The 24,247-nt window shown below is 63.9% G+C and carries 23 protein-coding genes and 1 pseudogene; 14 read left to right on the top strand and 10 right to left on the bottom strand.

The annotated features are described in order from the left end of the window. Positions 1-40: 40 nt before the first annotated feature. The 9 genes from MTX21_RS08205 to gmk all read left to right on the top strand — a co-directional run bounded on the left by MTX21_RS08205 (position 41) and on the right by gmk (position 8,791). Positions 41-745, top strand: a complete 705-nt coding sequence (locus MTX21_RS08205; RefSeq protein WP_280964303.1) for a TetR/AcrR family transcriptional regulator C-terminal domain-containing protein — start codon at positions 41-43, stop codon at positions 743-745. A 3-nt stretch (positions 746-748) separates the two neighbouring features. Further along, the gene (locus MTX21_RS08200; RefSeq protein WP_280964302.1) at positions 749-1,774 is read left to right on the top strand and encodes a fatty acid desaturase family protein; all 1,026 of its coding nucleotides are present in this window, start codon (positions 749-751) and stop codon (positions 1,772-1,774) included. Positions 1,775-2,097: 323 nt separating this feature from the next. Next, positions 2,098-3,057 (top strand): ACP S-malonyltransferase, encoded by a 960-nt coding sequence (fabD, locus tag MTX21_RS08195; RefSeq protein ID WP_280964301.1) that lies wholly within the window; start codon positions 2,098-2,100, stop codon positions 3,055-3,057. 11 nt (positions 3,058-3,068) lie between these two features. After that, positions 3,069-3,806 (top strand): 3-oxoacyl-[acyl-carrier-protein] reductase, encoded by a 738-nt coding sequence (gene fabG / locus MTX21_RS08190; RefSeq protein WP_280964300.1) that lies wholly within the window; start codon positions 3,069-3,071, stop codon positions 3,804-3,806. Positions 3,807-4,120: 314 nt separating this feature from the next. Continuing rightward, positions 4,121-4,360 carry an acyl carrier protein gene (locus MTX21_RS08185; RefSeq protein ID WP_008551805.1) on the top strand — a complete coding sequence of 80 codons (240 nt, stop codon included), beginning with the start codon at positions 4,121-4,123 and terminating at the stop codon, positions 4,358-4,360. A gap of 105 nt (positions 4,361-4,465) precedes the next feature. Next, entirely contained in the window at positions 4,466-5,731 is a 1,266-nt protein-coding gene (fabF, locus tag MTX21_RS08180; RefSeq protein ID WP_280964299.1) for a beta-ketoacyl-ACP synthase II, read from the top strand. Between the two features lie 126 nt (positions 5,732-5,857). Next, entirely contained in the window at positions 5,858-7,126 is a 1,269-nt protein-coding gene (gene mltG / locus MTX21_RS08175; protein WP_280964298.1) for an endolytic transglycosylase MltG, read from the top strand. A gap of 114 nt (positions 7,127-7,240) precedes the next feature. Further along, entirely contained in the window at positions 7,241-8,128 is an 888-nt protein-coding gene (locus tag MTX21_RS08170) for a YicC/YloC family endoribonuclease (RefSeq protein ID WP_280964297.1), read from the top strand. A 3-nt stretch (positions 8,129-8,131) separates the two neighbouring features. Beyond that, positions 8,132-8,791 (top strand): guanylate kinase, encoded by a 660-nt coding sequence (gene gmk / locus MTX21_RS08165; RefSeq protein WP_280964296.1) that lies wholly within the window; start codon positions 8,132-8,134, stop codon positions 8,789-8,791. On the opposite strand, the gene MTX21_RS08160 is transcribed toward gmk, so the two are convergent. Next, positions 8,724-10,064 (bottom strand): hypothetical protein, encoded by a 1,341-nt coding sequence (locus tag MTX21_RS08160; protein ID WP_280964295.1) that lies wholly within the window; start codon positions 10,062-10,064, stop codon positions 8,724-8,726. The genes gmk and MTX21_RS08160 overlap by 68 nt on opposite strands. Before the next feature lie 721 nt (positions 10,065-10,785). Between MTX21_RS08160 and MTX21_RS08155 the strand changes: the two genes are divergently transcribed. Further along, positions 10,786-11,085 (top strand): hypothetical protein, encoded by a 300-nt coding sequence (locus tag MTX21_RS08155; protein WP_280964294.1) that lies wholly within the window; start codon positions 10,786-10,788, stop codon positions 11,083-11,085. A 114-nt stretch (positions 11,086-11,199) separates the two neighbouring features. Here the strand turns inward: MTX21_RS08155 and MTX21_RS08150 are convergent, their stop codons facing one another. Further along, positions 11,200-11,838 (bottom strand): HD domain-containing protein, encoded by a 639-nt coding sequence (locus MTX21_RS08150; protein WP_280964293.1) that lies wholly within the window; start codon positions 11,836-11,838, stop codon positions 11,200-11,202. A 522-nt stretch (positions 11,839-12,360) separates the two neighbouring features. On the opposite strand from MTX21_RS08150, the gene MTX21_RS08145 reads away from it, so the two are divergent. From MTX21_RS08145 to MTX21_RS08130, 4 genes and pseudogenes are all read left to right on the top strand, one after another. Next, complete coding sequence (locus tag MTX21_RS08145) at positions 12,361-13,311, top strand: NADP-dependent oxidoreductase (RefSeq protein ID WP_280971001.1); 951 nt, start codon at positions 12,361-12,363, stop codon at positions 13,309-13,311. Positions 13,312-13,513: 202 nt separating this feature from the next. Next, the gene (locus MTX21_RS08140) at positions 13,514-14,242 is read left to right on the top strand and encodes a class I SAM-dependent methyltransferase (RefSeq protein WP_280964292.1); all 729 of its coding nucleotides are present in this window, start codon (positions 13,514-13,516) and stop codon (positions 14,240-14,242) included. A gap of 192 nt (positions 14,243-14,434) precedes the next feature. Beyond that, a pseudogene (locus MTX21_RS08135) lies at positions 14,435-14,575 on the top strand (LysR family transcriptional regulator); the annotation flags it as partial. A 57-nt stretch (positions 14,576-14,632) separates the two neighbouring features. Next, entirely contained in the window at positions 14,633-14,887 is a 255-nt protein-coding gene (locus MTX21_RS08130) for a hypothetical protein (protein ID WP_280964291.1), read from the top strand. Positions 14,888-14,935: 48 nt separating this feature from the next. Here the strand turns inward: MTX21_RS08130 and MTX21_RS08125 are convergent, their stop codons facing one another. From MTX21_RS08125 to lptF, 8 genes are all read right to left on the bottom strand, one after another. Then, positions 14,936-15,172 (bottom strand): hypothetical protein, encoded by a 237-nt coding sequence (locus MTX21_RS08125; protein WP_280964290.1) that lies wholly within the window; start codon positions 15,170-15,172, stop codon positions 14,936-14,938. 150 nt (positions 15,173-15,322) lie between these two features. Continuing rightward, complete coding sequence (locus tag MTX21_RS08120; RefSeq protein WP_280964289.1) at positions 15,323-16,381, bottom strand: alcohol dehydrogenase; 1,059 nt, start codon at positions 16,379-16,381, stop codon at positions 15,323-15,325. Positions 16,382-16,406: 25 nt separating this feature from the next. Continuing rightward, entirely contained in the window at positions 16,407-17,261 is an 855-nt protein-coding gene (rsmA, locus tag MTX21_RS08115; RefSeq protein ID WP_280964288.1) for a 16S rRNA (adenine(1518)-N(6)/adenine(1519)-N(6))-dimethyltransferase RsmA, read from the bottom strand. Beyond that, on the bottom strand, positions 17,261-18,274 hold the full coding sequence (gene pdxA, locus MTX21_RS08110; RefSeq protein WP_280964287.1) for a 4-hydroxythreonine-4-phosphate dehydrogenase PdxA: 1,014 nt from the start codon (positions 18,272-18,274) through the stop codon (positions 17,261-17,263). Before pdxA ends, rsmA begins: the two co-directional genes overlap by 1 nt. Beyond that, positions 18,274-19,215 carry a SurA N-terminal domain-containing protein gene (locus tag MTX21_RS08105; protein WP_280964286.1) on the bottom strand — a complete coding sequence of 314 codons (942 nt, stop codon included), beginning with the start codon at positions 19,213-19,215 and terminating at the stop codon, positions 18,274-18,276. The genes pdxA and MTX21_RS08105 overlap by 1 nt, the downstream gene beginning before the upstream one ends. A gap of 71 nt (positions 19,216-19,286) precedes the next feature. Continuing rightward, positions 19,287-21,779: an LPS-assembly protein LptD gene (locus MTX21_RS08100; RefSeq protein WP_280964285.1), complete on the bottom strand. Its 2,493-nt coding sequence runs from the start codon at positions 21,777-21,779 to the stop codon at positions 19,287-19,289. Further along, positions 21,779-22,876 (bottom strand): LPS export ABC transporter permease LptG, encoded by a 1,098-nt coding sequence (gene lptG / locus MTX21_RS08095; protein ID WP_280964284.1) that lies wholly within the window; start codon positions 22,874-22,876, stop codon positions 21,779-21,781. Before lptG ends, MTX21_RS08100 begins: the two co-directional genes overlap by 1 nt. Continuing rightward, positions 22,873-24,042, bottom strand: coding sequence for an LPS export ABC transporter permease LptF (lptF, locus tag MTX21_RS08090; protein WP_280964283.1), 1,170 nt, complete (start codon positions 24,040-24,042; stop codon positions 22,873-22,875). Before lptF ends, lptG begins: the two co-directional genes overlap by 4 nt. Positions 24,043-24,247: the final 205 nt, after the last annotated feature.

Genomic DNA, 24,247 nt, shown 5'->3' with positions numbered 1-24,247 from the left:
ATTTGTTTGTATATCATACAAATAAATCTGGGAGGATTCAATGGCGGGAAAATCCGTCCAAGCCCCGTTTGAAACGGCCGGCGACCCAAAGCACGCTGCGCGTGCCACGCGCTCGGCTGGTCGCAAGATGCGCTCGCTACTGCTCGACGCGGCGAGCCCGCTGTTCAAGGAGCGGGGGCTGTCCGGTACTTCGATCGCCGACATTGCAACCGCCGCAAACGCCTTCCCGAGCCAGATCACCTATTACTTTCGCACCAAAGAGGCGCTGTTCGTCGAATGCGCCTGCCGCGATCTTCTTTATCTCGCGCGCGCGACCGAGCAGGCGGCGCTGAGGGCGCGCTCGCCTCGGGAGTACACCCATGCGCTAGCGGAAACGGTCACGGCGAGCGATTCGGTTGCCTTCTTCGCCGAGGCGCTGACGTTGACGCGGCGGCGCCAGGATCTCGCGCCGCTGGTCGAACGCACCATCGAACGCCTGCATGCCGAGGGTGCGCGCGCCTATGCGGGGCAGGTGGCGCGGCATGGCTGGCGCTCCCTGCGCGCACCGGACGAAAGCTCCCGGCGATTCTGGGCCGTCGCGATCGGCGTCGTCCTCGAAGGTTACGCCATGGGCCGCTCACCCGAACAGCTCTGCGGCGAGATGCTGCGCGTCCTCGGCGAGCAGGCGAAATCGACAGACGATGCCGCGCGCCTGCGCCTCGTCGACGACGGCGGCGCTTCAACCTCTCAGGACGAGGAGAGTTAGGCCATGACCGCGCTTCGCATGCGTGCCCGCGATTTCCTCACCGAGGACCAGCTCGTCGATGTGCGCCAGCGTGTCACCTGGAAAGGAGTTGCGCTGATCGCGCACGCCTGGGCGCTGATTCTCGGCGCGATCGCGCTCGTCGCCTGGTGGCCCAATCCACTGACTTATGTTTTCGCGGTCGCCATCATCGGCTCGCGCCAGCTCGGGCTTGCGATCCTCATGCATGACGGCGCGCATGGCTGCCTGTCCGCCGACGAGAAGACCAACCTCGCACTGAGCCAGTGGTTCTGCGCCTATCCGCTCTTTGCAGAGACGCGCAGATATCGCCGCTATCACCTTCAGCATCACGCGCGCACCCAGCAGGAGGATGATCCCGATCTCGTGCTGTCGGCGCCGTTTCCGATCACCAGGCTGAGCTATCGCCGCAAGTTCATTCGCGACATCACCGGGCAGACCGGCTACCAGCAGCGCAAGGCACAATTGCTCAACGCGCTCGGCCCGAAGGACTGGCCGTGGCGCCAACGCGCCGCGCATTTCTGGGAGAAGCTCGGGCCGCAATGTGTCGTCAATGCCGCGATATTCGCGGCGCTTGCCGCGGCCGGCGTATGGTGGGCCTATCCGCTGCTATGGCTGGTGCCGCTTTTGACCTGGATGATGGTCATCACCCGCATCCGCAACATCGCCGAGCACGCTGTCGTTCCTGATAGCAGCGATCCCCTGCGCAACACCCGCACCACGCATGCGAATTTTCTCGAGCGTCTGTTCATCGCCCCGTACTACGTGAACTATCACCTCGAGCACCATCTCTTGTTCTATGTGCCCTGCTACAACCTGCCGAAGGTGCATCGCCTGCTGAGCGAGAGCCGGCATGCCGGCCGCATGGAGGTGCAGCCGAATTACGCCGCTGTGCTGCGGCTTGCCACGGCAAAGCCCGACCATGAGGATCGTCCCGGCCAGCTCGTGAACAGCGCGCGCCGCGCGCGGGCGGGCGCGGAGGTCGACGCCAACCAGACGGCCGGCGGGTTTTGAGGGGCGACACTCCCCAACATTCTTTCCTCGTCGTCCCCGGGCGTGCGCAGCGCGGGCCCGGGACCCATAACCAAAGGGAGCAGTTTGACGAAGACTGACAACTCCGAGTTCGCCCCAAACTCAATCCTGGGGTCATGAGCCCGCGGGGACGACACCGAATAAGTGGAAGGACCACCGGTCGGTTGCCCATCGCAGCTTGACATGCCGGCCTCGGTCAGTGTCTACGGCCCCCTTTGGAGCATGATCCGGAACCAGGGCAAAAGGTCGCGCTTAATCGGCTGCCGGTTCTCGAAGGTATCACGCTCGACAAGCAGGGAGCGCCGATGACGGCAGCATTCACATTTCCGGGGCAGGGGTCCCAGGCGGTCGGCATGGGCAAGGCCCTGGCCGACGCCTTTCCGGCGGCGCGCGCCGTGTTCGACGAGGTCGATGCGGCCCTCGGCGAGAAGCTGACGGCCACCATTTGGGATGGCCCGGCCGAAACCCTCCAACTCACCGAAAACGCCCAGCCGGCGCTGATGGCGGTCTCTGTCGCCACCCTGCGCGTGCTGGAGAGTGAGGCCGGTTTTTCCGTCGGGCGGGACGCAACCTTTGTTGCCGGCCACTCGCTCGGCGAATATTCGGCCTTGGCGGCGGCCGGCAGCCTGACGATTTCCGATACTGCGCGTCTTCTTCGCACTCGCGGTCTCGCAATGCAAAAAGCCGTCCCGGTCGGCGTAGGTGCCATGGCTGCGCTGCTCGGGCTCGATTATGAGGCCGCGATGGAAGTCGCCAACGAGGCGGCGCAGGGCCAGGTCTGCCAAGCGGCCAATGATAATGGCGGTGGGCAAGTAGTGGTCTCCGGCGACAAGACCGCGGTCGATCGCGCCGTCGAGATCGCCAAGGGCAAGGGCGCCAAGCGCGCGATGCTGCTGCCGGTATCCGCACCGTTCCACTGCAAGTTGATGCAGCCGGCAGCCGATGCCATGGCCGAGGCGCTATCGAAGGTGACGATCAAGGCGCCGGCGGCGCCACTGGTGTCGAACGTGCTGGCGAGCGCCATCACAGATCCCGACGAGATCCGCCGCCGCCTGGTCGAACAGGTCACCGGCACCGTGCGCTGGCGCGAGTCGGTTGCCTATATGGCAGGGCAGGGCGTCACCCGCTTCTTCGAGATCGGTGCGGGCAAGGTGCTCACCGGTCTCGTCAAGCGTATTGCGGACGGCGCCGTCGGGGTTGCGGTCGGCGGGCCGAACGACATTGCTGCTGCCAAGGATGCATTGGCCGCTGCGAAGCAGGCCTAGAGGAGTTATCGATGTTCGATCTGACTGGCAGGAAGGCGCTCGTCACCGGCGCGACCGGCGGCATCGGCGGCGCGATCGCGCAGGCCCTGCACGCGCAAGGTGCCACGGTCGCCATTTCTGGAACGCGGAAGGAAGTGCTGGATGAGCTTGCGGGCAAGCTCGGCGAGCGCACCCACGTGCTGCCCTGCAATCTATCCAAGGCCGACGAGGTCGAGGCGCTGGTGCCTGCTGCCGAGCAGGCGATGGGGCAGGTCGACATTCTCATCGCCAATGCCGGCATCACCCGCGACAATCTCTTCGTCCAACTCCGCGACGAGGACTGGGACGAGGTCATCAACGTCAACCTGACCGCGACGTTCCGACTCGCGCGCGCCGCCACCAAACTGATGATGCGTAAGCGCTTCGGTCGCATCATCGCCATTACCTCAGTGGTCGGCGTCACCGGCAATCCCGGGCAGGGCAATTACACCGCGTCGAAGGCCGGCCTGATCGGCATGATCAAGACGCTCGGGGCCGAGTACGCCAAGCGCGGGGTCACCGCGAACTGCATCGCGCCCGGCTTCATCAAGACACCGATGACGGATGCGCTGAACGACAAGCAGCGCGAGACGATTCTGACCAAGGTTCCGGCCGCGCGCCTGGGCACGCCCGAGGACATCGCGGCGGCCGCCGTGTACCTGAGTTCGAACGAAGCAGCCTATGTCACCGGCCAGACCATCCACGTCAACGGCGGCATGGCCATGATCTGAGGCCCTCGTTCCGCACTGCTCAAAGAGTGCGGTGCGGGGATGCGGCAAACGGCCGTTTCCGGAGCGAATTGAGGCTTGTAGTCAAGGCAGTTGAAGTATGATAACCGGACCTTCAACGGATGGGCGAAGAACGCCATTGCAGGTTTTTGAAACCCTGTATATTGGCGATGCGGAGCCTTGGCCGTCGTTCGCCGGGCCCTGCATCGGCTAGGATGGGGCCAAATCAAAGTTCGTAAGCGAAGGCAGTCAACGACCACGACGGCTCGTATCGTCCCGGGGGGTCGGGTCTACAGGGAACAACACGAGGTTAAGCAATGAGTGACATTGGCGAGCGGGTTAAGAAGATCGTGGTCGAACACCTTGGTGTTGAACCCGAGAAGGTTGTCGACAACGCGAGCTTCATCGACGACCTCGGCGCCGACAGTCTGGACACCGTCGAGCTGGTGATGGCGTTCGAAGAAGAATTCGGTTGCGAGATTCCGGACGACGCCGCGGAGACGATTCTCACCGTCGGCGACGCCACCAAGTTTCTCGAGAAGAACGCGAAGAGCTAAGGCTCTTCATTTCGCGGGACAACATTGAAACCGGACGGGCCGCTTTCGGCGGTCAGCCGGTTTCTTGTTATCGGCCGTGAATCTTTCAAAGCGGAGATTTGCGATATGAGGCGGGTTGTCGTCACGGGCCTCGGCATGGTTACGCCACTCGGCTGTGGCGTCGAGCCGACCTGGAAGCGCATCCTCAACGGCGAGAGTGGTGCGCGCCGGATCGAGAGCTTCGACGTCTCGGATCTCCAGACCAAGATCGCCTGCGTCGTGCCGCGCGGCGACGGCTCTGGCGGCAGCTTCAATGCCGACCAGTGGATGGAGCCGAAGGACCAGCGCAAGGTCGACGACTTCATCATCTTCGGCATGGCGGCCGCCAAGCAGGCGCTCGACGACGCCAACTGGCATCCGGAGTCCGAAGAGGACAAGTGCGCGACCGGGACCATGATCGGATCGGGCATCGGCGGCCTCAACGGCATCGCCGACACCGCTATCCTCCTGAAGGAGCGCGGGCCGCGCCGGGTGTCGCCTTTCTTCATTCCCGGCCGCCTGATCAATCTCGCCTCCGGCTATGTCTCGATCGAGCATGGGCTGAAGGGACCGAACCATTCCGTGGTGACGGCCTGCTCAACCGGCGCACACGCGATCGGCGATGCCGCCCGCCTGATCGCGCTCGGCGATGCCGACGTCATGGTCGCCGGCGGTGCCGAATCGCCGATCAGCCGCATCGGTATTGCCGGCTTCAACGCCGCGCGTGCGCTGTCGACCGGATTCAACGAGACGCCCGAGAAGGCCTCGCGTCCCTATGACAAGGATCGCGACGGTTTCGTGATGGGTGAGGGCGCCGGCGTCGTGGTCCTTGAGGAGCTCGAGCACGCCAGGCGTCGTGGCGCCAAGATCTATGCCGAAGTGATCGGCTACGGCCTGTCGGGCGATGCCTATCACATCACGTCGCCGTCACCCGATGGCGATGGCGGCTTCCGCAGCATGTCGGCGGCGCTCAAGCGCGCAGGCCTTTCGCCGTCCGATCTCGACTACATCAACGCGCACGGCACCTCGACGCCGCTTGGCGACGAGATCGAGCTCGGCGCGGTGGAGCGGCTGCTCGGCAACGCCGCGTCCAAGGTCGCGATGTCCTCGACCAAATCGTCGACGGGCCATCTCCTCGGTGCGGCCGGCGCGATCGAGGCGATCTTCGCGATCCTGGCGATTCGCGATAATGTCGCGCCGCCGACCATCAACCTGGACCATCCGTCGGTCCAGACCGCGATCGATCTCGTGCCGCGCACGGCGAAGAAGCGCGAGATCAATGTCGCGTTGTCGAATTCTTTTGGTTTTGGCGGTACCAATGCGTCGGTGATCGTCCGCCGACTGGCTCATTAGCTTGCGTTTGAGACGAATCCACCGTTTTGCCTTTTATCGGCGATAGTCATACTTGTGGGCGCGTGCATTTGGCCGGACAAGCGATTGTCAGGCCGTGATTGAACCGGCAGGATCCAGGTTGCTTCGATGAGTGAAAGGCCGCCCATTTCGCCCCGGAGCCCGCGGGCCGCGCTGGAGCCCGAGCAGGTCCCGCCGCCGCCGAAGCGATCGGACCGGGCGCGCAACCCCTTCGTGGTGGTCGGCAATGCCATCATCACCCTCCTGCTGATCAGCATGCTGGGCGCCGGCGCCGTCTATTACTACGGCCGCCAGGTGCTGGAGGCGCCGGGACCACTCCAGGAAGACAAGATCGTCAACATTCCCTCACGCGCCGGCAAGCGCGACATTGCGGACACGCTGAACAGGGAAGGCGTCACCGACGTCAATCCCTGGGTGTTCATCGCCAGCGTAGCAGCGCTGAAGGCGAGCTCGGATCTGAAGCCGGGTGAATATTCGTTCCAGAAGAACGCCTCCTTGCGCGACGTGATCGCCACCATCGTCGAGGGCAAGGTGGTGCAGCATGCCGTCACGATTCCGGAAGGCCTGACCTCCGAGCAGATCGTGGCGCGGCTCTCCGACAACGACATCTTCACCGGCGGTGTGCGCGAGCTGCCGCGCGAAGGCACGCTGCTGCCTGAGACCTACAAGTTCCCGCGCGGGACCACGCGCGAGCAAGTGATCCAGCGCATGCAGCAGGCGCACAAGCGCGTGCTCGCCGAGATCTGGGAGCGCCGCAGCCAGGATCTTCCGGTCAAGACGCCGGAACAGCTCGTGACGCTCGCCTCGATTGTAGAGAAGGAGACCGGCAAGCCGGACGAGCGCAGCCGCGTTGCCGCCGTGTTCGTCAACCGGCTCAAGCAGAAGATTAAGCTGCAGTCCGATCCCACGATCATCTACGGCCTCGTCGGCGGCAAGGGCACGCTCGGTCGCCCGATCAAGCGCAGCGAGATCACGCAGCCCTCGCCCTACAACACCTACGTGATCGACGGCCTGCCGCCGGGCCCGATCTCCAATCCCGGCCGCGCCTCGCTCGAGGCCGCCGCCAATCCGGCGCGCACCCGCGATCTCTATTTCGTCGCCGACGGTTCCGGCGGGCACGCCTTCACCGAGACCTACGACGCGCATCAGAAGAACGTTGCGAAGCTGCGCGCGATGGAGAAGCAGATCCAGAACGACACGGTCGAGCCGGCCGACGATGCGCAGGCGCCTGCCGCCGGAGCGCCCGCCGACACCCCGACCGCGACCACGCCGCCCAAGCCGACCCAGCAGAAAAAGCCGCCGGCGCGGCCCGCAAATCCCGCGCCTGCGCGGCAGGGCTCGGTGTGGCCCGCTTCGCCGCCGGTGGTCCAGCGCTAGGATCGCTGGCCCGCCTTACGAGACTTTGCGGATTCCACTTTCCTGCAAAATAGTCTTAAGATTCGCGTGCCTTGATGGCCTCACGAATCTTACCTGTCCGGAGAAACTTACCCGATGGCGCTGTCGTCCATGACCGGCTTTGCCCGAAGCCACGGCGCAAGCGGGCCGTATACGTTCGAATGGGAATTGAAGTCGGTGAACGCCAAGGGGTTTGACCTGCGGGTACGGCTGCCGCAGGGGTTCGACGAACTCGAGGCCCATGCCAAGAAGCGCGCGGGCGAGGTGCTCTCGCGCGGCACCGTCTACGCCAATCTCAACGTCAAGCGCACCAACGCCGAGGCCTCCGTCCGCATCAATGAGGACGTGCTCGCCGCCGTGCTGAAGGCCGCCGCCCAGATCGCCGGCAAGGTCGACGCGGTAGCGCCGAGCATAGACGGCCTCCTAGCCATCAAGGGCGTGATCGAGGTCGCCGAGCCCGAAGGCGACGAGGACGAGGACAAGGCGGCGCGCATTGCGGCGGCCGAGGCCTTCGACAAGGCGCTCGCCGATCTCGCCGAGATGCGCAAGCGCGAGGGCACCTCACTCGGGCAGATCCTGACTCAGCGCGTGGATGAGATCGAAGCGCTGGCGAAGCAGGCGGAGGCCGCGCCTGGCCGCAAGCCGGACGCGATCAAGGCCAAGCTTGCCGAGCAGATTGCGGCGCTGCTCGACACCTCCGATCGATTCGATGCCGACCGCCTGATGCAGGAAGCGATCCTGATCGCGACCAAGGCCGACATACGCGAGGAGCTCGACCGCATCGCCTCTCACGTCGCGCAGGCGCGCGAACTCATCGGCAAGGGCGGCCCGATCGGGCGCAAGCTCGATTTCCTGGCCCAGGAGTTCCACCGCGAGGTCAACACCTGCTGCTCGAAGTCGAACGATATCGAGCTGACCAACACGGGACTCGCCATGAAGAACGTGGTCGAGCAGTTCCGCGAGCAGGTCCAGAATCTGGAGTGATCGATGACGACGGGCGGTCACGGAACTGATGGTGTCGAGCGGCGCGGGCTGATGTTCGTGCTGTCCTCGCCGTCAGGCGCGGGCAAGACGACGCTGTCGCGGTTGTTGATCGAGCGGATGCCGGGATTGAGAATGTCGGTCTCCGCGACGACGCGGGCGATGCGGCCCGGCGAGGTCGACGGCCGCGACTATCTGTTCGTCGACAAGCCCAGGTTCGAAGCGATGGTGAAGGGCGACGAGCTTCTGGAATGGGCGACAGTGTTCGACAACCGCTACGGCACGCCGCGCGGCCCGGTCGAGGCGGCGCTGTCGGCGGGACAGGACGTGCTGTTCGACATCGACTGGCAGGGCACGCAGCAACTGCGCGAGAAGGCGCGCGCCGACGTGGTCAGCGTTTTCATCCTGCCGCCCTCGGCGGCCGATCTCGAGAAACGCCTACACTCGCGCGCGCAGGATTCGGACGAGGTCATCCGCAAGCGGATGAGCCGCGCCAGCCACGAGATGAGCCACTGGGCTGAGTACGATTACATCGTCATCAACCACGACGTCGATGAGGCCTTCGCCGAGGTGCAGTCGATCCTGAAGGCCGAGCGCCTCAAGCGCGAGCGGCGCGTTGGCCTCGTCGGTTTTGTGCGAAGTCTGCAAGGTCAGCTTCAGGGCTAGGCTGCATCAACCGCGGGCCTTCCTTCGCCAGCCGTTCCAGCATCTGGGTGATGACGTCGATATCGACTGCGTCGGCATTGAAGTCGTCAGGCTCTTCGACATGAGCCTCTTCGACTTCGACCTGTTCGATTTGCGTCTCTTCGGCCTTCGCCTCCTCGGGAGGAGCCTCTTCGATATGGGCATCGATTGCCGCGAGCTGCGGCGCGTGCGTCTTGGCCTCAAATGCCTCGACTTCGCTGCGGTCGTGCTCGTCCTCCACGGCCTTCTCATGCGCCTGGGACGCGTCGCGATTGTCGACGATCGAAATGGGTCTTGGTCTTGCGAACAGCGGTCTTGGGGCCGAGGGTCTGGGGGGCAAGGGTCTCGGGGCCACGGGGCTTGAGGCCATGGGACGCACGAGGTCGAAATCGACCGGGCGGGGGCGCTGCACGCTTGGTGCAGGTCCTGCATCGCGCCAGGGCGCACGGCTGTGGTCCTGGTCCTGTTGCTCCCAGTTGTCCCAATTCACGCGGCGAGGGCCGTCGGCGGCCTGGACGCGGATACGGGAGCCGGCGAATCGATAGATCACGCTGCCGATGACGCCCGCGAGCGCGAGTGCGCAGCCGATCACGAGCAGCAGCGTCGGCAGCGAGCCGGTTGGCTTGGCCGGGGCATCGGCCGCGGCCGGCGTCACCGGCGCAGGCGATTGTGGGGCGGGAGATTGAGCCGGCGTCGCGCTCGGCTGCGCTTCGGCTGTGACCGTCGGGGCCTCCGACTGCGGCTCGGGCGCCACTGATGTCGTTGAGGTGTCGGGCCAGCGGGTGGTGACCGCTGCTTGCTGCGGCGCATTGCTGTCAGCGGAGGCTGGGGGCGACTGCTGCGGCGCCGGTGCGGTCACATTTGATGCGGTTCCAGCCTGTGCCGTCACATATTCGGCGCGCGCGTCCTGGACCGAGTGCGGCGCTGCCGGCTCCGTGCTTGTCGTGCTAGTCGCGGTCTGCGCGTTCTGTGTGGTCGACGTCCGGGCCGCCTTGTCGCCTTCGGCACGCAGATACCAGCACTTCCGCTTGCTGCGATCGATGCGATAGAACCAGTGCTGTCCCTGTGGTGCGGTGGCTTTGGGCGAGGCGAGGCAATCGTCGGCCGTGGTCGCCGCGCTCGGCGTGCTCTGCGCCGCCGCCGCGCTCTGCGACGTGCTTGGCGCGTTCTGCGTCTGCGATACGGCTGCCAATGGCACGCCCGCGATGATGCTCGCGACGAGCGTGGATACGAATTTCGCGGATCGGTTGCCCATCCTGGTCTCCCGGTTACGCAAGCAACTTGTTAGCAACCCTTTCTCGTCAAAGAGTTGGGTCGCAATGAGCCGCAAATCCGGAGAGGATGAGGCTTAAATCGGGCTCGCGCCGTGTTCATCCCGCCCCGAAATCGAACACCTTTCGGCCGCGATTACTGCTTGATCGAGGTCCCCGAGCAACCGGAAGGGTCCCGAGCGCCCCGAGAGGCCATAACTACACATGGGCCGAGGCGGGTAGGGCATGGCCCAGAAGAGTTGGAGCACCGCTCGGGGCGACGCGGCATGCTGCCAAATGGACTTTCGCGGTTCACGACCGCCTCGAGCGCAAGAGCGGACATTCTGCCGGAGCTGCACGTCTGCGAAGGGCATTCGACGGCATTGAGGCTTGGCCTTGGGAGATGAGGGGAGGGCGATTGCATATGAAAGAGAGTTTGGCAGGCAGCCTCCTTGCGGCCCATCCTTCGAGACGCCCGCTTTTGGCGGGCTCCTCAGGATTGAGGTCCTCTTTTTTGCGGCGAAATCCAAGACCCTCATGGTGAGGAGCGCCGCCCTACGGCGCGTCTCGAACTATCAGGCCGCGTAGTTCGCAGCCTCTAAAGGTCCATACGCGATCGCCCTAGGAGACGAGGGAAGGGAAGCATCTTTTGAAGGCGGCAATAGGAACTGGGAAATGTTTGGAAGTTCGCGCGTTACCGGCCGGAGCGCACAAGAGGAGAAGTGTATGCGAACCGCAACCCTCGTGATGATTGTCTTCGCCACAAGCGCGATTGCCTTCCCGGCAACGGCACAGCAGCAACAGGCCGCGCCCAGTGAGCAAAACAAGATGGAGATGCAGCGTGATGTAGACAAAGGGCTCAAGACCAGCGAGCCGAACGAGCAGATGCAACGGGATGCAGACAAAGGCATCAAGACGCGCAACTCCGGACAGTCTGGCTACGTGGCCGACCAAGACAAGCCGGGCGCTTCCGCGCATCCTCCGGGTCAACCGGGAAGTGGGCAGACCACCGGTTCGGGCAGATAGGTGATCCGAGACAGAACCGTTAGCGATCCCTTTGGTCCGACCGCGCGGCGCTCGAAGTAGCCGCCCCAACACTCTGATGTTTTCGCAAGTCGTCACCGTTTGCGGAACGACGGCTCAGCTATGCCATGGAGTATTGCGGATTCGAGTGCAAGCGTTTGGCTTGCGAAATGCGGGGTCGTGATCTTCGATATAATCGACGTTAACTGTGCCGTATGTGGTCTGAGGCTTCCTCAGCGCCGAACACGTCTGAACCCGAATGAACTCATTCTTGAAATCACCGCGCGGAAACGCAGCAATGACCCGCTCGCGTTGCTCGGGCGTATAGTCGTCGTAGCCAATCCCGACCACGTCCACCAGAACACCCGCGTTCGTGAGCGCGATTTCCGGCCGCATGTATTGGGGGATGCCCGGCGTGGTATGTAGCGCGATCGCTTCCCACACCAGATCCGCTTTCGGTTCAGGGATGCCATGGCTTCTGAGAAATTCTCGCGCCGCATCGGCGCCGTCGACTTCGAAACGCTTGGCCTCGGTATGATAAGGGTCGACAAGGCCGAGGTCGTGAAAGAGTGCAGCAATATACAACAGCTCAGAGTCAAATTTCAGGTTCTGGCGGAGTCCCTTCATCGCGCCGAATATGAACACGCGGACCGAGTGATTGAACAACATCTCAGTTTCGTGTTGCCGCACCAATTCGGCGGCCTCCCGGGCGATCTTGCTGTCTGGAATTTTGACGCCGGAAATCAAGTCGGTCATTTCTAACTCCTATTTGCGCTGAATACAGCATCGCAAATTCTTAGTGGGGCTGTGGGAACAGTTGCCCACCAGATGGGTCGCAAAATCAGAACTGTAAGTACCTCGCGGTATGAAGATGTTGCAGTGAGATATTGAGACTGGTGCAGCATCTCGATCAGTCCTGTCGCTCCTGCGCAGCCTATCTTACGAGGCATTTGGCCAAGGTGCTCCAGGGCGGTTTCCATCGAACGGGACTCCGGACAGAACTCAAAGCCAATGTGCGGGATGCTCATTCCCAAGCTGCAGGAGCATCACTTCCGACAAACAGCGACAGCGTGTCAAAATGTCCGATGGAGAGCTGGCTATGAGGAGCTGATGTCAACGTCGCCTTTGGGCATTTGATATCCGCACATAGACGGGTCTTCATCTCTCACAGACGCCTGGCGTTTTGGATTGACTCAGGCGTGGAGCACAGAGCGATACAGGAACTCCAAAATGGCAAATGTCTTCGCTGGCAATACGAACGACGGTTCTGACCTGTGTATGTTGGCATGGCGCGTCCATGAGTTTGGACCGCCGGAGGTGATGAAGCTGGAGAGGATCGCCCGCCCAGAGGCTGCTTTGGGGCAGGTCCTGATCCGTGTTCACGCAGCAGGAGTCGGTCCCTGGGATGGCTGGATCAGGGCCGGCAAGAGCGCCTTGCCGCAGCCTCTTCCTCTTACGCTCGGCTCCGATTTGTCCGGAACGGTCGTGGCCTTGGGGTCCGACGTTTCCGGATTGGCTGTCGGAGATCAAGTTTTCGGTGTGACTAACACTCAGTTCCTGGGCGCCTACGCGGAATATGCCGTGGCCTCCGCCGGGATGCTCGCGAAGAAGCCGAGGTCGCTGAGCTATGCCGAAGCGGCTTCCGTTCCCGTCGTCGCCGTTACGGCGTGGCAGGGTCTATTCGACCATGCTCGCCTCGAAGCCGGTCAGACGGTCGTCATTCACGGAGCTGCGGGGAGCGTGGGCGCCTACGCAGTTCAGCTCGCTCGTCGCGCTCGCCTGCGTTCGGTCGCCACGGTGGGAGCGAAGGATGTCGATTACGTTCGCTCACTCGGTGCCGACAAGGTGCTGGACTATCATACCCAACGGTTCGAGGATGAGGTGAAGGATGCCGACGCGGTGTTCGATCTGGTCGGGGGCGAAACGCAATTGCGTTCCTTTGGGGTTCTTCGCCGGGGTGGCAAGCTGATCTCTGCCGTGTCCCAGCCTGATCAACATCGCGCAAAGGACCATGGTGTCACAGCGGCATTCTTCTTGGTGGAAGTCACCACTGCGCGGCTGTGCACGATCGCCGAACTCATTGATCGCGGCGAACTGAAGGCGCGTGTGGGTGCAGTCCTCCCTCTCACCAGTGCGCGAGATGTGCACATGATGCTGGAAGGTCAAAGACCGCTTCCGAAAGGGAAGATAGTTCTCAATCTAGAGGGCGAAGTCACGGCGCCTGTGTGAGTTCGGGCTAACCAGGAGCGGTGCGGCAGCGAGGGGGCTCTGGCGCAACGCGGTCGGTCGCAGTCGTCCGAAAGCCAACACGGCCGACGGGCGGCTGACGTGCGGCAATGGGACGAGCAGTGCGTCAGCCCAAGCGTCGCATTGCCATAAGCCGAGCTCTTCCTTACGTGGGTGGCCGGGGCCAAGGAGTCAGTACGAGGAAATGGCGCAGAACATCTACGACAATTCTGAGTTCTTTGCCGGGTATAGCCAGCTTGCGCGTTCGGTCTGCGGGCTTGATGGTGCGCCGGAGTGGCCGTCCATCCGCGCGCTGCTGCCTGATCTTCACGGCAAGCGTGTCATTGACCTTGGCTGTGGTTTTGGTTGGTTTGCCCGTTGGGCAAGGCAACATGGAGCAGAGTCCGTGCTGGGGCTCGATGTCTCCGAACGCATGATCGCACGTGCCACGGCATCGACTGATGATGAGAATATTCGCTATGTCATCGCCGATCTGGAACGGGTGGAATTGCCCGAAGCAGAGTTTGACTTGGCGTATAGCTCGCTCGCTCTTCACTACATCGAGGATTTCGCAAGATTGATCGGTCACGTGCACCGGTCGCTGCGCCCCGGCGGACGCTTCATTTTCAGCATAGAGCATCCGATCTATATGGCCCCGATGCGGCCTGGCTGGTCGGTCGATGAAGACGGCTGCAGGACCTGGCCCATCAACCGCTATTCCGTCGAAGGATCTCGGAGCACGGATTGGTTCGCAAAGGGTGTGCTGAAACAGCATCGCACGATCGGAACGACATTGAACACGTTGATAGGCGCAGGGTTCGTGGTGCGCCACGTTCAGGAGTGGGCGCCCACCGCTGAACAGCTCGCTGTCCAGCCGGATCTGGCGGACGAAGTCGAGCGCCCAATGATGCTTATTGTGTCAGCTCAGCGGTAGGTGCGGCGCCATGGCGCACGCGGTGCGATAGAGTTCCGGGGCCTGCGGGCTGCGCACATACTCCGGAATGGCCGCGAGGCAGTGGCGATCATCCGCTTGCCGGCGCCTCTGCGTCACGAGCTGGCGGGGCTCGCGTATTCGCTGCTTTGGCGCAGGGCGAAATCCACAAGCTCGACGCCCCTATGACGCCCCTATATTGCATCAGGCGAGCTGGTGCGGGTGCTGGCGAACTGGTGCGAGCCGTTTCCGGGCTATCACCTCTATTATCCCAGCCAGCGGCAACCGACGCCCGCATTCACCCTGCTCGTCGAGACCCTGCGCTATCGGGGCTGAATGCACGCCAAGCGCAATATGCGGGTACCCCGGGGGTCGGGACAAATAGGAACTGTAGTGGCGACCGCCGAATTCCAACTCATGCCACGATTTTATTTCGACTACCATGACTGCAGCGGGACCATCGTCGACAACGGCGGGTACGATCTCTCCGATGGGCTCGCCGCCCGGCGGCTGGCGTGGGAATCGCTGGGGCAGGCTATTCTGGACGGCGCGTCTCGCAACGTGCTGGGAGAACTTGCAATCGAGGTGAGAGACGCTGCGGGCCCGGTGCTGCGTGTCTCGGCAATAATCGAGGTGGAGAAGCCCTGAGGCCGCGCCGCTCGAACAGGACCGCTCACCTTGCGCACGCACAGAGCATCATCGGGAACGCAACTCGCGGTCGCCTGAGACGCGAGTTCGCGCGTTATGCTCGCGGTAGGCGGTGATCGCCTTGTTGGCGAGCATCAACTGCCGGCGCTCACCGGTCCTGAGCTGCGCCTCGATGGAGTCGAGAATGACATTGGCAGACGCCTCGGGCTCGCCGAGCTCTCCGCTTTTCTCCAGAAAGCTCCAGGCAATGAAGAATGCGCTTTCGACGACGCAGCGAATGGACATGCGTTGCCAACGCGGTTCGAGCGGCCGCCGTTCCGCGTGCGCGGTTTTGCTCCGAACGAGTTTGCGGTTTCTCGCGTTGACGTCAGCGACGCGCTGGTCGGATCAATGAAAGGCGTGCGCGGCGACGTGTTCCCGCCGCCGCGCGAAAATTCAGTTCTTCAGCACGATGCGGCCGACCACCTTGCCGGCGCGCAAGCTGTCGATCCACTTCTGGACGTCGGCCATCGGCTCTTCGCGCATCGGTGTCGGCTTGATCTTGCCGGCACGCGCGAGCGCCATCAGCTCGTGGGCCTCAGTGAGCGTGCCGACCATGAAGCCTTCGATGGTCATGCGCTTGTAGACCCATTGCACCATCGGCAGCGTAAACTGGCCGCCCATCAGGCCGGACACCACGATCTTGCCGCCGCGCGCGGCGACAGCAACCGCGAACGCCATCGACTTCTCGTTGCCGGCAAAATCGACGATCTCGTCGAAGCCGCCGTCGGTCTCCTTCAGGATGCGCTTGATGACGTCGGGTTCGGCCGGATCGTAGGCGACCGCCGCGCCGTTCTTCAGCGCGGTCTCGCGCGCAGCCGGGCTGAGATCGGCGACCGTGATCGGCTGCTTGAACATGGCCTGCGCGAACGATAGGCCCATCATGCCGACGCCGCCGAGACCGATCAGCAAGAGGTTGCGCTGGCGCGGGCGGTCGACCAGGCGCTTGAGCGCGCCGTAGGCGGTCACGCCCGAGCACATCAGCGTCGCGGCCTGGTTGACCGGCAGGGGATCGTAATCGAGCAGGTATTTTGCGTCGGGCACCAGCACGTGGCTGGCAAAGCCGCCGTCGATGGAGACGCCGAGGAAGCGCTGCTTGGCGCAGAGGTTCTCGTCGCCGTTCTGGCAGTCGCGGCACTGGCCGCAGCCGATCCACGGAAACACCGCCTTCTTCGCGCCGACGAGGCCGGCTGGCACGTCGGGACCGACTTCCTCGACGACGCCGGCGATCTCGTGGCCGAGCGTGAAGGGCAGCGTCATGCCGCGCGTGGTGTCGAGCTTCTTGCCGCCGCCGAGATCGGCGTAGCCGTCCTGGATGTGCAGGTCGGAATGACAGAGGCCGCAACGTTCGATGCGCACCAGCACCTCGCGGCCTTGCGGCTTGGGCGTGTCGATGATGGTCTCGCACAGCGGCGCATCGAACTTGACCAGGGACTGCCGACGCATCAGCGCCATATTCCTTCCTCCGAAATTGTTGTTGTCAGGCGTCGCTGCGTATATCGGCCAATTCACGGGCCATGGCAACAAAGCCCGAGATCGGAACGGTCTCCGCGCGCCGCGTCGCATCGATGCCGGCGGCGCTCGCGAGCCGCGCCGGATCGGCCCCGAGCGATTTCAGGCTTTGACGCAGCATCTTGCGGCGCTGCCCGAACGCCGCGGCCGCGACTTGCTCGAGCAGCCGGCGATCGCAAGGCAAGGGATTTTCGCGCGGTACGAGGCGTACGACAGAGGAGGTGACCTTCGGCGGCGGCACGAAGGCCGCGGGCGAGATGTCGAACAGGATCTTCGTCTCCGCGCGCCAGTTGGCGAGCACGCCGAGGCGGCCATAGGCCTCCTCGTTCTCGCGCGCGACGATGCGTTCGCCAACCTCGCGCTGGAACATCAACACCATCATCTCGTACCAGGGCGGCCAGGGCTCGATCGTGAGCCAGTTGATCAGGAGCTGGGTCGCAATGTTGTACGGCAGGTTGGCGACGATCTTGGCCTTGGCGCCATCGAGCAGCGGCCGCGGGTCGAAGGTCATGGCATCGCCATGCACGATCTCGAGCCGGCCGGGATAGCGTGCGGAGATATCTGCAAGCGCCGGGAGCGCGCGCTCGTCATGCTCGATTGAGATGACGCGGGCGGCGCCGAGCGCGAGCAGGGCGCGCGTCAGCCCGCCCGGGCCTGGGCCGATCTCGACGATGGTCGCCTCTTCCAGCGGCGCGGCCGCACGCGCGATGCGCGCGGTCAGATTGAGGTCGAGGAGGAAGTTCTGGCCGAGCGATTTGCGAGCCGACAGGGCATGCTGGCGAATGACCTCGCGAAGCGGCGGGAGGTCGTCGATCGCGCTCATCAGGCTGTCGCAGCCGCCATGCGGCTCGCCAGCCGAACAGCAGCGATCAAGCTCGCCGGATTGGCCTTGCCGGTGCCTGCGATGTCGAACGCGGTGCCGTGATCCGGCGAGGTGCGGATGAAGGGCAGGCCGAGCGTGACGTTGACCGCGTCGTCGAAGGCGATCGTCTTGATCGGGATCAGCGCCTGGTCGTGATACATGCAGACGGCGCAGTCATAGGTGCTGCGCGCGGCGTCGTGGAACATGGTGTCGGCAGGCACCGGCCCCTTCACCTCGATGCCCTCGTTGCGCAGCACCTTGACGGCGGGTGTGATGACGGTCTGCTCCTCGTGGCCGAGCGAGCCGTCCTCGCCGGCATGCGGATTAAGGCCGGAGATGGCGATGCGCGGGCGCGCGATGCCGAAGCGGGATGTCAGCTCGGCCGCGACGATACGCACTGTGGAGACGATCAGCTCGCTCGTGAGCTCGGCGAGCGCGTCGCGCAGCGAGACATGGATGGTCACCGGCACCACGGCCAGCCGCGGCGACCACAGCATCATCACCGGCTGAGGTACGCGGCCGCCCGTTGCTGCGAGCTCGGCGAGGAATTCGGTGTGTCCGGGATGACGGAAGCCGGCGCGATAGAGCACGCTCTTGGCGATCGGATTGGTGACCACGGCGGCGGCGCGGCCATCGCGGACGTCGGCAACGGCCTGGCGGATCGAGGCGAGCACGGCAGGCGCGCTGGAATCGTCCGGCTTGCCGGGGCTGGCCGTCGCGATCGCGCCGGTTGCGACGACGGGCAGCGCGTCGGCGAAGGCTGCTTCGGCTTCGTCCGCGCGCATCGCGGCGATTTCGATGTCGGCGCCGAGCGCCTTGGCGCGCCGCGCGACCAGTGCCTCGTCGCCGAGCAGGTAGAAGGCGGGAAGGTTCAGTTCACGGCGCTTCAGCCAAGCTGCGATCGCGATGTCGGGGCCGATGCCGGCGGGTTCTCCGAGGGTCAGGGCCAGAGGCTTTGCGAAAAGCTTGGCCATCAGCGCTTGCGATATTCGATCATCGCCGCCTTGCGGATCTCCTCGAGATACGCCTTCGAGGTCTTCTCGTATTTCTCGGCGTACATCTTCTCGCGAATCTCGCGCTTCTTCGGCGTGTCGATCATGGTCGGCTTGCGGGAGCAGAGGACGACCATCTCGATGCCCTGTTTGGTCATCTCCGGCGGGGTCAGGTGGCCGATCGGCGTGTCGTCGAGCACTTTGCGCAGCGCCTCGGGTAGCTCCGCGGTCGTCTTCGTGACGGTCTCGCGGATCGCGGCGTTCGGCGTCGAGCGGAACAGCGAATTGGCTTCCTCGCAGCTTCCGACGCGTCCGCGATAGGTCTCGGCCTCCTTGTGCCGCTGTTCCAGGAAGGCCTGGGACGATCCGCGTGGCACGATCAGGACGATCGGCTGCATCTTGTATTCGGTGCCCTCGATCTGAAGCTTCTCGCCCCCCTCGGACCGCACCTTGTCGGCGACGTCCTTCTCGCCAACCTGCAGGCGCTCCTTGTAGCGGCCGCGCACCAGGCTCGTCCAAACCATCTCGGCCCTCATGCGGCTCTTCAGGGTCTCCGGCCGGACGCCCTTGACCTCGAGCGACTTGGTGAGCTGCTCCGGCGCGACGCGCATGCGCTGGGCCATGCCGGCGTAGGACTGCTCGATATCGGAGGCGCCGGGATCGACGCCGTATTTCTTGCCTTCCTTGATCTTCACCTTGTCGTCGATCAGCTCGTTGATGACCTCCTGACGGCTCGGGGTCTTCTGCGTCGTCAACTGGTCGAGCTTGGTGCGCTGCTCGATGTCGAAATCAGTGATGGGGTCGCCATTGACCATGACAACGATGTTCTGCGCCTGCGACGGCGCCGGCGTGCCGATGAGGATCAGCCCCGTAGCAAAGACGGGAAGGACGAGGCGAAGAAGGGACAATGGGATCATCGTCATGATTGTCGCTCGCATGTCAGCCGCGCTGAACCTGCGATCCTTTTGAAAACGCGGCCGGCACTTCAGACGGTTCACTGATAGCCGGAGAGACCGGAGGTGCTGGTCGTCGACGTAGTCGCCAGTGTACGCAAGCCGATCTGGAACATGAACGCGTGGCTCAGCACGGGCGGCGTGGTGCCAGCAGAGTAGCTATACGAAGTTACATAGTTCGCCGCCAGCACGAAGCAATCGTCGACATAGCCGGCACCGACCACATATTGGTTGATCTTGTTGGCCTCGAGATCCCAGCGCGCCGAGCCCGTCACCACCCAGTTGGATGCGACCTTCAGCGAGCCGGACGTCAAGATGCCCTCGCGGCGCGTCAGATAGCCGAGCTCGGGCTGCGGCGCATAGTTGCCGTAGATCATGCTGACCGACCAGCGGTCGAAATTGGCGCGGCCTTCGGCCTCGAAGCGCTGGACGTTCCAGGTCTGCTCGTCCATCCGGCTGCGGACGCTGAACGTATAGGTCCGGTTCGGCGAATAAGCGAGGCTTGCCACGTAATCGGACCGCGGCTTGTCGAGACCGGAATCGAGGCCGGTATTGATGGCATCCTGGACCGCGTAGGAGTTCAGGCCGAAGAGCTGGTAGGACTGCCCGAACAGCGCCTTGACGGCGCCGCCCTGGTCGAACTGCGTCGTGGCCTGCACGCCGACATTGGCGCGGCCGCCGCCCTCGACGCGATCGTAGCCGGAGAACTTGTCGACGCTGAACAGGTTCGAGGTGTCGAACACCATGCTCTGCGCGTCCTCGTTGGGAAACTTGCCGGCATAGGGCTCGTTCGGGCGGATGATGATCTGCGCGATCGGCTCGACGGTGGTCGAACCCCACGGCTGAACGTTGATGAAGGGATAACGGTACTCGAGACCGACGGTCGGCATCAGGCGCACCGCCTGGGTGTCGCCGACGGGCAGGTAGTTCGATACGCCCGGCTGGTTGGAGACCGAGGAGTTGATCGCATCCGCGCGAAGGCTGGCGAACGGCGTCCAGATCTGGCCGAACGGATCGGTGAACGACTTCCGCCATTGCGCTTCCGCGGTCAGCCGGGTGTAGGTGCCGGGGAAGCCGCGCAACAGGCACTGCGAGGGGATGCGCGCCAGCGGATCGGCCGACGCCGTCGTGCACAGGCCGGCGGTGTTGGCGAGCGTCGTGATCGGATCGAATACCGCGGTCTCACGCGACAGGTTCAGGAAGTTGGTCTTGTAGCTGAACTCGCCGCCGAAGACTGGATAGTTGAGCACGTTCGAGTAGTCGATCACAGGATAGACCACCGGCACATTGCTCTGGTTGCCCGAGAAGCTCAGCCAGTACATCGTGCGCGCGTCGAAGTAGCTGCGGTTGCCGACGCCAGTCAGATAGAGCTGCGAGAGCGCGTCCGTCGGCAGGTTCAGGAACGATCCGAGCGGATCGCGGTACTGCGCCAGGCGGTAGTCCGACATGAAGTAGTAATCGGAGAGCAGGACGCCGTCCCAGCCCCAGGTCCATTTGTCGTTGAGCGCGAACTGGCCCTTGGTCTCGACGCCGCCGCGGAACTGACGGTCGCCGGGCTGGCCGGCGAACTGGCCGGGATCGAGCTGGTCGATGCCGTAGACGCGGATCTGATAGGCGCCGTCCATCAGGCGCTGACGGAATTCGGCCTGGAACAGCACGCCCTGCTTGGACGTGATGCGCGGGCTGAAGGTTGCGTCCATATCCGGCGCGATCGCCCAGTAGAACGGGACTTCGACGCCGTAGCCGAACGCGGTGTAGGAGGTGAAGCCCGGCATCAGGAAGCCGGTCTTGCGCTTCACGGTCGGGTCGGGCGTCGAGAAGTACGGCATGTAGGCCAGCGGCACGCCGAAGAATTCGAGCTGCGCCGTCTCGAAATACAGCATCTTCTCCTGCTGGTCGTGGATGATGCGTGCACCCTTGACCTGCCACAGCGGCGGCTTCTTCGGATCGTCCTTACACGGCGCGCAGGCCGTGTAGACGCCGTTCTCGAATACCGTGTAGTTGCCGCTGGAGCGGTCGGCGCGGGTCGCGGCCATGCGAGTCTGGTCGGCGGTGTCCACCCGCAGCGAATCGACGAACCCGTCGCGGTAGTCGTCGGACAGGTCCATGATCTCGGCATAGGTGATCTTGCCGTCGGCATCCGTCATGCGGATGTTGCCTTCGGCATGGAGCCGCTTGGTCTTCTGGTCGTAGATGACCTTGTCGGCCTCGACGCTGGTGCCGTTGTAGAAGAGCTGCACGTTGCCGACCGCGGAGACGCGCGAGTTATTGTAGTCGTAGTCGACCTCGGTCGCCTGCACGAGCATCTGGTTGTCGTTGGCGACTTTGGGCGGCTTGGGACGCGGCGGCAGCGGATTGTAGGTGAAGCTCTGCGCGTGCGCCGGCGTTACCGTGGCGACATCGATCAGGCCCGCAAACGACGCGGCAGCGATGAGGGTAAGAAGGACCTTGCGCACGGGCAAGCCGATCCCGTTCGCGCGCACCACGGTGCGCCGCGTCAAACAAGACACGAGTCCTCGGCGGACGGCAGTCACTATCCGTCCTCCTGATAAAGCAAGGCCAAGAAGCCGGTGAGGCCGCCCACCACAACGGGCAACCACGCCGCAGCGATCGGATGCATCAACTCAGCCTTGCTCAAGTCCTCAGTTACTTTCGACAGGACGTAGAGCAGAAAGCCCGCGCCCACGCCACTCAAAACCATCTTCTGTACGCCACCCATCCGGAAGAAGCGCAACGACACGGAGGCCGCAAGCATCACCATTGCGGCGAGCAAAAACGGCTGTGCCAGAAGCTTGTGATACTGGAGTCGATATCCGGCTGTCGCGAAGCCTGAGCTCTCGGATGAGCGGATGTAGTTCGGTAGTTGCCAAAAGGACACAGTCTCGGGTGTGGAAAAGCTGTTGCGGACCTGGGCCTCGGTCAGCGTCGTCGGAATTTCCAGCCGCGCCTGGTCGACGGGTGGGGCGTCCAGCGAGAACCGGCGCACCGTCTTGAACAGCCAGTGACCGTCCTCGAGCGTTGCCTCGCGCGCCTCGATCCGCTCCTTGAAATGCCAGTCTGTATCGAACCGGAACAGCGTCAGCCCGGTCAGCCGCACGCCCTGCTGCTCGCTGCGCGCCGCGTTGATAATGACCTGGCCGTCATTGGTGACCTGGTTGAGCCAGAAGCCCGAGGCGTCCTGGATGCCGCCGCCCGGCGCCGAGCCGAACAGCTCCGCCTCCATGCGCTTGGAGAGTTCGCGTAAGTTCGCCGACATCGGATTGTAGGCAACAGTGGCAATCACCCCGATCAGGAGCGCGCTGCCGAGCGCCGGCGAGATGAACTGCCACGCCGAGATGCCGGCGGCGCGGGCGACCACGAGCTCGAGCCGGCGGGAGAGGGCGAGATAGCAGGTCATGGCGCCGATCAGCATGCAGAACGGCGTCAGCTTCTCCAGAAGCTGCGGCACGCGGAACAGCGAGGTCTCGGCGACCATGATCGCGGAGGCCGACGCCAGCCCCGAGGTTTTGCGCACCATCTCGATGTAGTCGACGAGGACGAGCAGCAGGAAGATGCTCGCGAACACGCCGAGCGCCGAGATGACGAAGCGGCCGGCGAAATAGCGCCCGAGCGTGTTGGTGAGCATGCTCATGCAGCGGCCGGACGTCCGAACAGACGCGCGATCCGCGCGTTCGATCTGTTGATGGCTTCGAGCAGGGCGGGCGGCGGTTCGACCACGATGCCGCCGACGATCATCCACAGCCCGCCGCCGATCGCAGCCGCCAGCATCGCGTACTGGATCAACGGGGCAAACGGCGACTTCACCGCCATCACCGAGCAGGCGAATCCCGCCATGCGCAGGCCGAACACGGCGAGCACCGAGCCGCCGATCGAGAAGTTGCGGCTCTGGCGCGTGGTGCGCGGCGCACCGAGGAAGGCGAAGGTGAGCGCCGCAAATGCAAACGGGTAGAGCGGCGCCATGATGCGGTCATGCAGCTCGGCACGGAACTGGCCGGGCACCGCCTTGTAGACCGGGTCGTCCTCCTCCGGCGAGAACAGCTCCCAGAGATAGCGCTCGCGGATGCCGAGGGTGACGTCATGGCCCTGGTTGGAGAACTTCGACATGTCGAAGCCGTAGCGGCCGAACGCCACCAGCGCCGGATCGCGCTTGCCGGCCTCGAAGCGCTGCAGATTGCCGTCCTTGAGCACCAGGAACGATCCGTTGCCGTTCTTCACGACCTCGCCGTGCTCGGCGACGATCGAGACGCGCTCATTCGGATCGCGGCGATCGTCGATGAAGATGCCGGCAAGGATGCCGCCCGGCTGGCGTTCGCGGATCCGGATCGTGAGATTCTTGTCGAGCTGGGCGAAGCGGCCGGGCTGCAGGATGTTGGTGAGGACGTCGGCGGTGATCTCAGCGTCCCACTGCTTGATCCGTCGCATGCCGTCGGGGGCGAGATAGGCCGCGATGAAGGCGACCAGCAGCGCCACCACGCAGGTGGCGTAGAAGAACGGATAGAACAGCCGGAACGGCGAGAAGCCGGCGGCATTCATCACGATGATCTCGGAATCGGTCGCGAGCTTGTTCAGCGTGTGCGAGATCGCGATCATCAGCGCGATTGGCGAGATGATCAGGATCAGCGCCGGAATGACGAGGCTGGTGATGCCGAGGAAAGTAAGGATGGTTTGGCCCTGGCTCGTCATCAGGTCGATGCCGCGCAACGCCTGCGTAATCCAGATCACGCCGGTGAGGCTGACCAGGACGAGCGCAAACGACGCCAGCGTCGTGCGGAAAATATACCTATCGATCGACCCCATGCGCTACCGCACGATTCCCACCAAGGCCCCACTGCAGGTCCGGAACCTGGCCGCCGACCCATCCCCGCAAAGGGATCCCCAAGGGTCGCGCCGCCACTTCTTCCGCCGGCTAATCTCTCACTACCATCCCTTTGATCCGTCAACAAAATGGCTGCCCCGTGGCACCGTCAATATATGGTTAATATTTCGCTCTTGTGGCGTTCGG

Origin of the sequence: Bradyrhizobium sp. ISRA430, assembly GCF_029909975.1 — a bacterium.
GTDB lineage: Bacteria > Pseudomonadota > Alphaproteobacteria > Rhizobiales > Xanthobacteraceae > Bradyrhizobium.
The sequence above is the reverse complement of the archived record's forward strand: the minus strand, read 5'-3'. Positions and strand labels throughout refer to the sequence as shown.

Excerpts from the sequence above, each read along its gene's own strand:
- lptG (WP_280964284.1), bottom strand. The coding sequence starts at position 22,876 with ATGAGCATGCTCACCAACACGCTCGGGCGCTATTTCGCCGGCCGCTTC.
- gmk (WP_280964296.1), top strand. The coding sequence starts at position 8,132 with ATGACGACGGGCGGTCACGGAACTGATGGTGTCGAGCGGCGCGGGCTG.
- MTX21_RS08125 (WP_280964290.1), bottom strand. The coding sequence starts at position 15,172 with ATGTCCATTCGCTGCGTCGTCGAAAGCGCATTCTTCATTGCCTGGAGC.
- MTX21_RS08120 (WP_280964289.1), bottom strand. The coding sequence starts at position 16,381 with ATGGCGCTGATGCGTCGGCAGTCCCTGGTCAAGTTCGATGCGCCGCTG.
- MTX21_RS08145 (WP_280971001.1), top strand. The coding sequence starts at position 12,361 with ATGTTGGCATGGCGCGTCCATGAGTTTGGACCGCCGGAGGTGATGAAG.
- mltG (WP_280964298.1), top strand. The coding sequence starts at position 5,858 with ATGAGTGAAAGGCCGCCCATTTCGCCCCGGAGCCCGCGGGCCGCGCTG.
- rsmA (WP_280964288.1), bottom strand. The coding sequence starts at position 17,261 with ATGAGCGCGATCGACGACCTCCCGCCGCTTCGCGAGGTCATTCGCCAG.
- MTX21_RS08160 (WP_280964295.1), bottom strand. The coding sequence starts at position 10,064 with ATGGGCAACCGATCCGCGAAATTCGTATCCACGCTCGTCGCGAGCATC.
- pdxA (WP_280964287.1), bottom strand. The coding sequence starts at position 18,274 with ATGGCCAAGCTTTTCGCAAAGCCTCTGGCCCTGACCCTCGGAGAACCC.
- fabG (WP_280964300.1), top strand. The coding sequence starts at position 3,069 with ATGTTCGATCTGACTGGCAGGAAGGCGCTCGTCACCGGCGCGACCGGC.
- MTX21_RS08150 (WP_280964293.1), bottom strand. The coding sequence starts at position 11,838 with ATGACCGACTTGATTTCCGGCGTCAAAATTCCAGACAGCAAGATCGCC.
- fabD (WP_280964301.1), top strand. The coding sequence starts at position 2,098 with ATGACGGCAGCATTCACATTTCCGGGGCAGGGGTCCCAGGCGGTCGGC.
- MTX21_RS08170 (WP_280964297.1), top strand. The coding sequence starts at position 7,241 with ATGGCGCTGTCGTCCATGACCGGCTTTGCCCGAAGCCACGGCGCAAGC.
- MTX21_RS08140 (WP_280964292.1), top strand. The coding sequence starts at position 13,514 with ATGGCGCAGAACATCTACGACAATTCTGAGTTCTTTGCCGGGTATAGC.
- fabF (WP_280964299.1), top strand. The coding sequence starts at position 4,466 with ATGAGGCGGGTTGTCGTCACGGGCCTCGGCATGGTTACGCCACTCGGC.
- lptF (WP_280964283.1), bottom strand. The coding sequence starts at position 24,042 with ATGGGGTCGATCGATAGGTATATTTTCCGCACGACGCTGGCGTCGTTT.
- MTX21_RS08185 (WP_008551805.1), top strand. The coding sequence starts at position 4,121 with ATGAGTGACATTGGCGAGCGGGTTAAGAAGATCGTGGTCGAACACCTT.
- MTX21_RS08205 (WP_280964303.1), top strand. The coding sequence starts at position 41 with ATGGCGGGAAAATCCGTCCAAGCCCCGTTTGAAACGGCCGGCGACCCA.
- MTX21_RS08155 (WP_280964294.1), top strand. The coding sequence starts at position 10,786 with ATGCGAACCGCAACCCTCGTGATGATTGTCTTCGCCACAAGCGCGATT.
- MTX21_RS08105 (WP_280964286.1), bottom strand. The coding sequence starts at position 19,215 with ATGACGATGATCCCATTGTCCCTTCTTCGCCTCGTCCTTCCCGTCTTT.
- MTX21_RS08200 (WP_280964302.1), top strand. The coding sequence starts at position 749 with ATGACCGCGCTTCGCATGCGTGCCCGCGATTTCCTCACCGAGGACCAG.